Origin of the sequence: Gemmatimonas sp. (genome assembly GCF_031426495.1) — a bacterium.
GTDB lineage: Bacteria > Gemmatimonadota > Gemmatimonadetes > Gemmatimonadales > Gemmatimonadaceae > Gemmatimonas.
Window position 1 is genome coordinate 20,413 of the sequence record NZ_JANPLK010000017.1, and the last position, 10,403, is coordinate 30,815.

7 protein-coding genes and 1 other RNA gene are annotated in these 10,403 nt (G+C 64.0%); 4 read left to right on the top strand and 4 right to left on the bottom strand.

What is annotated here, in order from left to right; genetic code table 11:
- Window positions 1-3 precede the first annotated feature (3 nt).
- Together RMP10_RS05280 and RMP10_RS05285 are read left to right on the top strand one after the other, a co-directional pair.
- Window positions 4-1,518, top strand: coding sequence for an amidohydrolase family protein (locus tag RMP10_RS05280; protein WP_310569350.1), 1,515 nt, complete (start codon window positions 4-6; stop codon window positions 1,516-1,518).
- Between the two features lie 47 nt (window positions 1,519-1,565).
- Window positions 1,566-2,882, top strand: coding sequence for an MATE family efflux transporter (locus RMP10_RS05285; protein ID WP_310569351.1), 1,317 nt, complete (start codon window positions 1,566-1,568; stop codon window positions 2,880-2,882).
- A 22-nt stretch (window positions 2,883-2,904) separates the two neighbouring features.
- Here the strand turns inward: RMP10_RS05285 and RMP10_RS05290 are convergent, their stop codons facing one another.
- Window positions 2,905-3,357 (bottom strand): PTS sugar transporter subunit IIA, encoded by a 453-nt coding sequence (locus tag RMP10_RS05290; RefSeq protein WP_310569352.1) that lies wholly within the window; start codon window positions 3,355-3,357, stop codon window positions 2,905-2,907.
- Window positions 3,358-3,438: 81 nt separating this feature from the next.
- Here RMP10_RS05290 and dusB point away from each other — a divergent pair, with 81 nt between their 5' ends.
- Both dusB and ssrA read left to right on the top strand, forming a co-directional pair.
- On the top strand, window positions 3,439-4,488 hold the full coding sequence (dusB, locus tag RMP10_RS05295; protein ID WP_310569353.1) for a tRNA dihydrouridine synthase DusB: 1,050 nt from the start codon (window positions 3,439-3,441) through the stop codon (window positions 4,486-4,488).
- Window positions 4,489-4,572: 84 nt separating this feature from the next.
- Window positions 4,573-4,929: a transfer-messenger RNA gene (gene ssrA, locus RMP10_RS05300) on the top strand.
- A gap of 36 nt (window positions 4,930-4,965) precedes the next feature.
- Here the strand turns inward: ssrA and RMP10_RS05305 are convergent.
- Genes RMP10_RS05305 through purF form a run of 3 tightly spaced genes read right to left on the bottom strand, consistent with a single transcriptional unit; the run spans window position 4,966 to window position 10,390 of the window.
- A complete protein-coding gene (locus RMP10_RS05305) occupies window positions 4,966-6,291 on the bottom strand; it encodes an NAD(P)-binding domain-containing protein (RefSeq protein ID WP_310569354.1) in 1,326 nt (441 codons plus the stop codon).
- Between the two features lie 2 nt (window positions 6,292-6,293).
- Window positions 6,294-8,954 (bottom strand): pyruvate, phosphate dikinase, encoded by a 2,661-nt coding sequence (ppdK, locus tag RMP10_RS05310; protein WP_310569355.1) that lies wholly within the window; start codon window positions 8,952-8,954, stop codon window positions 6,294-6,296.
- Window positions 8,955-8,986: 32 nt separating this feature from the next.
- Window positions 8,987-10,390 (bottom strand): amidophosphoribosyltransferase, encoded by a 1,404-nt coding sequence (gene purF / locus RMP10_RS05315; protein WP_309669839.1) that lies wholly within the window; start codon window positions 10,388-10,390, stop codon window positions 8,987-8,989.
- Window positions 10,391-10,403 lie beyond the last annotated feature (13 nt).

A 10,403-nucleotide genomic window follows, 5' to 3' on the forward strand; every position in this document is an offset into this window, starting at 1 on the left:
CTCATGCGCCTGACGACACGTCGTACGATTCTCACGCTGGCCGCGACAACAATCGCGCTTACATGCAGTTTCTCCTTGTCGGCCCAGACGGCACCGTCACACGGCGTCCGTCCGGCGCGCCTGGTGATCCGCGGCGCGACGATCATCGAGGGCAACGGCACGCCGGCGGAGGGGCCTAAGGATATCGTGATCGAAGGGAACCGCATCGCGCAGATCGTGTCGCTCGATTCTGTCGCGATCAAGGACGGCACGGCGCGACGTCCCACGGGCGACGTGATCATCGATGCGACGGGCAAGTACGTGATGCCGGGGCTCATCAATCTGCACGGCCATGTGCAGGACGAGCGCGGTGGTATCGCGCAGCCGCTCGAGTATCAGATGAAGCTCTGGCTCGGCATGGGCATCACGACAGTGCGTGACGTGTCGAGCGAAACGCCGAAGACGATTCAGTTGCGGGCGCGCAGTCTCAGCGGCGACCTGATCGGCCCCCGGCTGTATGTCTACGCGCGTTATGCGTACATGCCGGTGCCGCGCAATGAGGTCGAGGCACGCCAGCGCGTACGTGACCTCAAGGCGCTCGGTGTCGACGGGCTCAAGCTGTTCGGCATGGACAAAGATGTCTATCCGGCGGTACTCGATGAAGCCCGTAAGCTTGGACTGCGCACGGCCCATCACATGGCGGTTGACGAGACCAATGCCTGGGATGCCGCCGCGGGTGGCTTGACGAGCATCGAGCACTGGTACGGCGTACCGGACGCGGCGATCACCGATGGACTGCAGAACTTTCCGTCGAACTTCAATTACGCCGATGAGGGCATGCGCTTCCGCTACGCGGGGCGGTTGTGGCGCGAGGCGGATCCGACGCGGCTGCAGGACGTGCTGAAGGCCATGGTGAAGGGCAACGTCGCCTGGAATCCGACGCTCGATATCTACGAGGCCAGCCGCGACCTGCAGCGGGCGGAAACGCAGCCGTGGTTCGCCGAGTATCTGCATCCCACGCTCGACAAGTATTTCAAACCCGATCCTTCGAACCACGGCTCGTACTTCGCGAATTGGAGCAGCACCGACGAAGCGTATTGGAAGGAGAACTACCGCATCTGGTTTCAGGCCGTGCGCGATTTCGAACGGTTTGGCGGCGTCGTCGGTGCGGGAGAGGACGCCGGCTTCATCTACCAGGTGTACGGATTCGGCTTGATCCGTGAACTCGAGCTGCATCAGGAGGCCGGATTCGCGCCGCTGCGCGTGTTGCAGCATGTCACGGCGAACAATGCCAAGATCCTTGGCGAAGAGTCGCGTCTTGGCCGCGTGCGCCCCGGGTTCGTGGCCGATCTGGTGGTGATCAACGGCAACCCGCTCGAAGACCTCAAGGTGTTCTATCCGCCGCGCGCGGATGCGGCGGCCGGTCCCGGTGGCGGTGTGGCGTGGACGATCAAGGACGGCATTCCCTACGATGCGCCGCGCCTGCTTCGCGAGGTGCGCGAGTTGGTGTCCTCGGCGAAGCGCACCAACGGCCGTTGAGCATCGCAGTCGATTCCAGCCGGGACTGGCGCGGAGATCTGCGTGACATGGCGCGCATCGCCATGCCGATCGTGTTCATCAATCTGGGTATTCAGGCCATGGGCGTGGTGGACGCGCTCATGGTTGGCAAGCTCGGTGGTGCGGCGATCGCTGCGGTTGCGTTGGGGAATTTCTATTTCTTCAACGCGAGCGTGTTCGGCATGGGGCTGCTTTGCGCGATCGATCCGGTTGTCGCGCAGGCGGTCGGCGCCGGTGATCACGAGGCCGTCGCGCGCGGCGTGCAGCGCGGGTTTGTCCTCGCGGCCCTCGTGTCCGTAGTCGTACTGCTGGCACTGTTGCCGGTTGAATGGTTTCTGCTGACGCTCGATCAGCCGGCCGATGTGGTGAAGGAAACATCGGTGTATACCTATCGTCGGGCGCTGGCCATCGTGCCGTTCTTTGCGTTCAACGTGTTCAGGCAAACGCTGCAGGCGATGGGGCCTGTCCGCCATATCCTCATCGCCGCGGCGGTGGCGAACATCGTGAACGTGTTCGTGAACTGGTTGTTGATCTTCGGCAATGCGGGTGCGCCGACGCTCGGCGTGGAAGGGGCGGGCTACGCGACCGCGATCTCGACGTGGGTGATGGCGCTGGTGCTGCTCGCGTTGGCGTGGCCACTGTTGCGTCCGGCCATTCGGCCGTGGCGCCGAGAGACGCTGCATTGGGCGCCGTTCCTGCGCATGCTGCGCATTGGTGTGCCGATCGGTGTGCAGTGGTTCTTCGAGAGCTTCGCCTTCGGACTCACGGCGCTCTTCATGGGATGGATGGGCACGGCATCGCTCGCCGGACATGAGATCGCGCTGAACATGGCGGCGATGACGTTCATGGTGCCGCTGGGGATTTCCGGTGCGGCGGCCGCCGTGGTTGGGCGCGCTATCGGCCGCGGCGACATGCCGTCGGCGCGTCGCGACGCGGTGGCGGCCATCGCGTGTGGCGGCGGTGTGATGTGCATCAGCGGCGTGATCTTCATGCTCGCGCCCGAGTGGCTCGCCACGCGCTACACGACGGAAGCCGCCACGGTTGCGGTGGCCGTGTCGTTGATTCCGCTGGCGGGCATGTTTCAGGTCTTCGACGGCCTGCAGGCCGTCACGAGCGGCGTGCTGCGTGGAACGGGCGACACCCGTGTGCCCGCCATCCTGCATCTGGTGGCGTTCTGGGGCGTGGGTATTCCGCTCGGGATGTACCTAGGGTTCCGCACACCGCTGCGCGAACGCGGACTGTGGTTGGGGCTCGTGGCCGGATTGGCCGCTGCCGCAGTCTTACAGAGTCTCCGCGTCGTAAATCGCTTGCGCCTGGATATCCGCCGCCTCGTCGTCGATCAGTGATTACTGATCGACGACCACGACGTTAAACGCGCTTCTCTTCGAGCAGGGCCATGAACTCCGCCGGAGAGCTGGTCTCCAGCAGGCGGCCCGGTACGTCGCTCTCCTTGCTGAACTGCGCGATCTTTCCCAGTACCGGCAGATATTGGTTCGAGACCTCGAGCGGCGGCGCGACAATGAGGAAGAAGAAGTTGACGGGCTTGTCGTCGATGGCCTTGAAGTCGACCCCGTCTTTCTTGCGGCCGAAGGCCACGCGCAGACGGTTGACGACAAGGCTGCGGCAATGCGGGATCGCGATTCCACGGCCAATGCCGGTGGAGCCGAGATTTTCGCGCCGCTTGAGCATCTTGAACAGCATGCCCTCGGATTTTTCATCGAGCTTGAGCAGCCCGATGAGTTCCTTGAGAATTTCGTCCTTGCTCGTACCCTGAAGCTCGAGCTGGACAGCGTCTTCGGAGAAGAACTCGCGCAGTTCCATAGCCTTGTATCCTAACCATGGGGACGCCGCTGTCAAACCTCTGCGTTGCTCGCCCGAGACCGGCCCGCTAAGTTCAAGCGCATGTCCCGTAAGACGTTTCCATTCCGTGTGCCCCATTCGGTGCCACTCTATCTCGCGCCGATGGCTGGCGTGTCGGAATCTCCCTTCCGACGGCTGTGCCATTCGCATGGCGCCGACGTGGTGGTGACGGAGTTCCTGTCGGCTGAGGGCATCCGTCGCGAGAACGAAGCCACGATCAGCAAACTGCGTTTTTCGCCCGATGAGCACCCGATCGGCGTGCAGATCTTCGGTGCCGATCCCGCCGCTATGGCCGACGCGGCCGCCGTGGTGACGGACCTGTTCATGCCGGACTTCGTCGATATCAATTTCGGCTGCCCGGTCAAGAAGGTCGTGCGCCGGAATGGTGGGTCGGGATGTCTGCGCGATTTGGACCTGGTACAGGAAATCATACGGGCTGTCTCGAAGGCCACGCCGCTGCCGGTCACGTGCAAGATTCGCAGCGGCTGGAGCGAGGAGATGCGCGACCCGGTTGGCATTGCGTTGCGTTGTCAGGACGCGGGCGCTCGCGTGCTCGCGTTGCACGCGCGCACCCGGACGCAGATGTACACCGGGCAGGCGAACTGGGACGAGATCGCCAAGGTGGCGGAAGCGCTCGACATCCCGGTGTTGGGTAACGGCGACATCAAGACGGCGGCCGACGCCAAGCGCATGCTCGACCATACGAAGGCCGACGGCATCATGCTGGGGCGCGGCTCGTACGGCCAGCCGTGGGTGTTCAAGCAGGCCCGCGCGCTCTTCGAGGGCCTGCCCGTGCCGGAAACGCCCGGTGTGCACGAGCGCTTCGCCATCGCGCTCGATCACGCCCGTTTGGTGCAGGGCTACGAGGTGGACGCGATCGGCGCCGCGCTCGAGTTCCGTAAGCACCTTGGTTGGTATGTGAAGGGGCTCCCGAATTCGGCCGACCTGCGGAAGCTGTTGCATCAGGTGCGCGACTTCAGCGAGGTCGAGGAGATCTTCTCGAATTACCTGCTCCACTACGAGGAGTACCGGGCGCAGCGGCTGGCGGCCAGCGACCCGGACGTGTCGGATCTGACCTGCGAAGCCGCCTGATCGCCGCTGGTACTCGGCGCCGTGGGCAGTTGCGGGAACCGCCGGTGCTCCCCTAGTGTACGGAGTGGTGCAGGACCGTTAGCCGGGGGTGACTGGCTTCGACGGGGTTGGTGAAGCTCTGGTTGCGTGCCCAGGTCCTCGAGCACCTGGTAAAACACTCGGGAAAATTCCAATCGCGAACAACAACCTCGCGCTCGCCGCCTAACCTTCGGGTTACCGGCAGTGCTCACAAGGCAGCCCGCCCGGGGCGGCATGTGAGTATCGCAAATCTGGGCTAGTCTGACGTCACGCCTGCGGGCGTTGGGCAAAACTTTAGCAGGCTTGTCTGGACGTGGGCTTTCTGTTGGCCAGCGGACAGAGACCTCAATCAACAGAATACGCACGTAGACGCTGGGGTCGATTCAGTCTCGGACAGGGGTTCGATTCCCCTCACCTCCACTTGGGCGCCTCACCGCAATCGCGGTGGGGCGCTTTTGTTTAGTCGACCGCCGCGGTCGCCGTGGTCGAGCGCCAATTCGCCGGCAGTTGCTTCAGCAGACGCGCCTTGAACTTGTGGTAGTCCACCGTGATCGTGTGGCGCGGCGTATCGAGCTGCGGATAGTCCGGATGGGCCAGTTCCTCGGCAATCGCCCCTTCGAGGTCTCTGGGTGGCACCCAGGCGCCGGACAGACGCCTCGCGAGCACCTTCGCCTGCAACTCGGCCGCTGGCCAGATGCAACCCAGCGGCTGAAAGAGGCCGACGAACGACAGCGTTGGAAATCGCGCGGGGAACATCCGCAGATACAGCGGAACCGGACCTTGGGAGAAGTCGGCGACGTCGGGGGAGAGGAACGGGTGCGCGATCCAGTATCCGGTGCACGCGACGATGATGTCGTAGTCGGCCTGCGTCCCGTCGACGAAGTGGACGGTAGGCCCATCGAAACGCGCGATATCCGGTCGAGGCGTGATGTGCCCGTGGCGCAGCGCGTAGAACAGCTCGGAATTCACCGTGGGGTGCGTCGCTCCGAACGCGTGATCCGGCTCGGGTAGCCCGTAGTCACGATTGGCGCCTTGCAACAGGCGCAGCAGAAATTGGTTGATGCGCGAACGTACCGCGCGAGGCATCCACTGCGTACGCTGCCCGACGACGTCACTCGGCTGGCCGAAGAGGAACTTTGGCACGATCCAGTAGCCGCGGCGCCACGACAGCTCCGTGGTGGCCGAAACTCGAGCCGTTTCCACGGCGACATCGCACGCCGAATTTCCGCCACCGATCACGAGCACCCGTTGACCGGTGAACGGCGCGGCGCGCTTGTAGCCATGCGAATGCATCGTGATGCCGCTGAACTCTCCCGGATACGACGGCATACGCGGGCGCCAATGATGCCCGTTGGCCACGACCACCGCGTCGAAAACCTCATGGAACTCGACATCTCCCGCGCGAACGGTCATCGCCCATTGCTCGCCTGGGAGCGGCGCTACGCGTACGACATCACTCCCGAAGCGCACGCGCGGCGTGACGCCAAAATGGTCGGCGTAGCTCTGGAAGTAGTGCGCGAGTTGCTCGTGCGACGGGTAGTCGGGGAACCACGACGGCATCGGAAAGTCGTGGTACTGCGACAGCGTCTTCGAACTGATGATGTGCGTCGTCTCGAAGACGCTCGAGTGCGACGTCTCGAGTCGGAAGAGCCAATTCCCGCCGACCGCCTCGTTGCGGTCGAAGCACACGACGTCGGTGAAACCCGCATCGAGCAGATTCTTGACCGCGGTGATGCCGGACGGTCCGGCACCGATCACGGCGATGCGTGCGCTTCGGGCCAACATGGTCAGCCGAGTGCGGCGTGGGCAGCGGCCAGGCGGGCGACCGGCACGCGATACGGCGAACAGGAGACGTAGTCGAAGCCAACCTGATGACAGAAGGCGACACTCTGTGGCTCGCCACCATGCTCGCCGCAGATGCCGACCTTGAGATCGGCCCGCGTGGCGCGGCCATCGCGCACGGCCCACGAGATCAGCTTGCCGACACCCTTTCGGTCGAGGACCTGAAACGGATCCTCAGCGAGGATACCCTTCTCGATGTAATGCGGCAGGAACCGACCGGCATCGTCGCGACTTAGGCCGAACGTGGTCTGGGTGAGATCGTTCGTGCCAAAGGAGAAGAAGTCGGCTTCGGTGGCGATCTCGTCGGCCGTGAGCGCCGCGCGCGGCAGCTCGATCATCGTGCCGATGAGATACGGTACGCGCTCGCCCATGACGCCCATCACCTGATCGGCCGCCCGCTCGATGATCGCCCGTTGATGACGCAGCTCGGTGACGTCGGAGACCAGCGGAACCATGATCTCCGGACGTACGTCGATGCCGCGGCGATGCGCGCGCACAGCCGCCTCGAAGATGGCGCGCGCCTGCATCTCGGTGATCTCTGGATACACGATGCCCAGTCGGCACCCGCGATGCCCAAGCATCGGATTGGTCTCGTGCAGCGCCGCCACGATACGAGCCAGCTCTGGGCGAGAAAGCCCCAACGATTGCGCCAGCATCGTCGACTCTTCGCCACCATGCGGTAGAAACTCATGCAGCGGCGGATCGAGGAGGCGGATGGTGACGGGAAATCCGTCCATTGCCTGGAAGATGCCCTCGAAATCCGCGCGCTGCATCGGTAGCAACTTTTCAAGCGCGCGTCGACGTCCATTCAAGTCGCGAGCGACAATCATCTCACGCATCGCGGTGATGCGCTCGCCCTCGAAGAACATGTGTTCAGTGCGGCACAACCCGATCCCTTCGGCGCCAAAGTTACGCGCCACGCGCGCATCGCGCGGGGTATCGGCGTTTGCGCGCACACGGAGCCGACGATCTTCGTCAGCCCATCCCATGAGCTTCGCAAATCCCTGATAGGTCGGCGCGTCGACCGCCGCGAGTACGCCGTTGTTCACGCGCATCACTTCGCTCGGCTGCGTGGGCAGATCACCCGCGAAGACGCGTCCGGTACCGCCATCGAGCGTAAGCCAATCACCCTCGTTGATCACGTGCTCACCGATGCGCATCGACCGCTGCTCGTGTGAGATCTCGAGTGCCGTGCATCCTACGATCGCGCACTTGCCCATGCCGCGCGCGACGACGGCCGCGTGGCTGGTCATGCCGCCACGGGCCGTGAGGACAGCGCGCGCTGCGACGATGCCGTGGAAATCCTCCGGCGTCGTCTCTTCGCGCACCAGAATGACTTGCTCGCCGGCCGCATGACGCCGCTCGGCCACATCGGGATCGAACACGACGATGCCGCTGGCTGCGCCGGGGCTGGCCGGCAAGCCGACCGCGAGTGCCGTGGCCCGTACATCCGAACTGATGACGGGGTGCAGAAGCTGATCGAGCTGATTCGGCTGCATGCGCAACACGGCCTCGCGCTGCGAAATCAACCCTTCGTCCACCATATCGAGCGCGATGCGCAACGCGGCTGCAGTCGTGCGCTTCCCCGTGCGCGTCTGCAGCAGATACAGTGTGCCGCGCTCCACCGTGAACTCGATGTCCTGCATGTCGCGGAAATGCTGTTCGAGGCGATCCTGCGTGGCCATCAGTGCGGTGTATGCCGCGGGCAACATGGTCGCCATGTCGTCGATGTGGAGCGGCGTACGGATGCCTGCGACCACATCCTCTCCCTGCGCATTGACCAGGAACTCGCCGTAGAAACGACGCTCACCGGTGGACGGGTCGCGGGTGAACGCGACACCGGTTCCCGAGTCGTCGCCCATGTTCCCGAAGACCATCGACACGATGTTGACGCCAGTGCCGAGCGTGTGCGAGATGCCGTTCACGCGCCGATAGTCGACGGCCTTCTTCAACGTCCACGAATTCCACACGGCCTCAATCGCGCCCCACAGTTGCACCTGCGGATCCATCGGGAAATCGTGTCCCGTGGTGAACCGGATCAGCTGTTGATACTCGTGCACGAGCGCGCGAAGTGCATCGGCACTGAGTTCACTGTCGGTGGTCACACCGTTCGTGACGCGCTTGCTGCTGAGCAACTGCTCGAACTTGGCGATCGGTACGCCGAGCACGACGTCGGCGTACATCTGCAGGAAGCGGCGGTAGGAGTCGTACGCGAAACGCGCATTCCCGCTCGCCTTCGCCAAACCTTCCACCGTCTCGTCGTTGAGACCGAGATTGAGGATCGTCTCCATCATGCCGGGCATGGAAACGGACGCACCGGAGCGCACCGAGACCAGCAGCGGATTCGCCGCATCGCCGAAGCGCTTGCCGCTGACGACCTCGAGACGCTCGAGGGCGCGCGTGACTTCCTCGCGGAAGGCATCCTCCACCAGCCCATCGGCGAGATACGACACACACCGATGGGCGGCAATCGTGAACCCAGGGGGTACAGGAACGCCGAGATTCGTCATCTCGGCCAGATTGGCTCCCTTCCCCCCCAGTATCGTCTTCATGTCCCGCGTACCGTCAGCGCTGCCGTTTCCGAAGAAATAGACGGAGCGGGTCATTCAGTTCTCCCTTGCAGTGTGTGGAACGACGATCACGCGATGCCGATCGAAAGACCGGCGCCTCCGCCGGCACGTAACAGCTCGGGCTCGCTGGGTGTCGCGGTCGGATACTTCCCCGAGAAGCAGGCGTGGCAATAGCCATCCGGACCTTCAGGCATAGCAGACAGCATGCCATCGATGGACAGGTAGCCCAACGAGTCGACGCCGAGATGCCGGACCAGCTCGTCATGCGTCATCTGCGCCGCGATCAGCTCCTCCCGACGCGGCGTGTCGATGCCGTAGTAGCACGGGCTGATGATCGGCGCGCTCGAGACACGCATGTGCACTTCGCGCGCTCCCGCCGCGCGAACCAGCGACACGAGACCGCGCGTCGTGGTACCGCGAACGATCGAGTCGTCGACCATGACCACACTCTTCCCCTCGAGCAGTTCGCGCACGGGATTGTACTTCACCTTGACCTTCGCATCGCGGCCGGCTTGCGTCGGCTGGATAAAGGTCCGCCCGATATAGTGGTTCCGGATCAATGCCAGTTCGTACGACGTGCCGGATTCGTCGGCGAAGCCGAGCGCGGCCGAGTTCGAGGAGTCGGGTACCGCGAAAACGATATCGGCGCCCGGTGCCGGGCATTCGCGCGCCAGCTGTCGACCCAACGCGCGTCGGGAGCGGTCGACGGAGCCGCTGAACACTGCACTGTCCGGGCGGGCGAAGTAGACATGCTCGAACACGCAGCGATTGATCGGCGCCGCCGGCAGCGCGTGAATCGAACGCAGACCCTGCGCATCGACCGCGATGATCTCACCCGGCTCGACTTCGCGTTCGTACACGGCGCCAACGATGTCCAGTGCGCACGTTTCCGATGCGAAGACCCAGCCATCGCCGAGTCGACCTATCACGAGCGGGCGCCAGCCGTGCGGGTCACGCGCGACGAGTACCGTTTCGTCCAGTACGATCAGCAGGCAGTACGCGCCCTCGACACCCTGCAGCGCGTCCGCGACACGGGCTTCCGGCGTTGCGCCGTGCGCGCGGGCGATGCGATGCACAATCGCCTCGGAATCCATGGTCGACGAGAAGATCGCGCCGCCATCTTCCAGCTCACGCCGCAGTTCGACGGCGTTCGTCAGATTGCCGTTGTGTGCGAGCGCGATGTGGCTCCGGCGCACGCGAGCGAGGATCGGCTGCGCATTCTCGATCGCCGATGCACCGGCCGTGCTGTAACGCGTGTGGCCGATCGCAATCGGTCCACGCAGTGCGTCCATTTCCTCGTCACCGAAACCTTCAGAGACAAGTCCCATCGCACGACTGACTCGCGCATGCCGCGCGTCATCGACGGCAACGATGCCCGCCGACTCCTGCCCGCGATGCTGCAGCGAGTACAAGCCGAGTTGCGTAAGTGCTGCTGCGTCCCGAACTCCATAGACGCCGAAAATACCACACATGGGAAAACTCCCG

Bases quoted from the DNA above. Each gene is read 5' to 3' on its own strand.
- RMP10_RS05280 (WP_310569350.1), top strand. From the start codon at position 4: ATGCGCCTGACGACACGTCGTACGATTCTCACGCTGGCCGCGACAACA.
- RMP10_RS05285 (WP_310569351.1), top strand. From the start codon at position 1,566: ATGGCGCGCATCGCCATGCCGATCGTGTTCATCAATCTGGGTATTCAG.
- RMP10_RS05290 (WP_310569352.1), bottom strand. From the start codon at position 3,357: ATGGAACTGCGCGAGTTCTTCTCCGAAGACGCTGTCCAGCTCGAGCTT.
- dusB (WP_310569353.1), top strand. From the start codon at position 3,439: ATGTCCCGTAAGACGTTTCCATTCCGTGTGCCCCATTCGGTGCCACTC.
- RMP10_RS05305 (WP_310569354.1), bottom strand. From the start codon at position 6,291: ATGTTGGCCCGAAGCGCACGCATCGCCGTGATCGGTGCCGGACCGTCC.
- ppdK (WP_310569355.1), bottom strand. From the start codon at position 8,954: ATGACCCGCTCCGTCTATTTCTTCGGAAACGGCAGCGCTGACGGTACG.
- purF (WP_309669839.1), bottom strand. From the start codon at position 10,390: ATGTGTGGTATTTTCGGCGTCTATGGAGTTCGGGACGCAGCAGCACTT.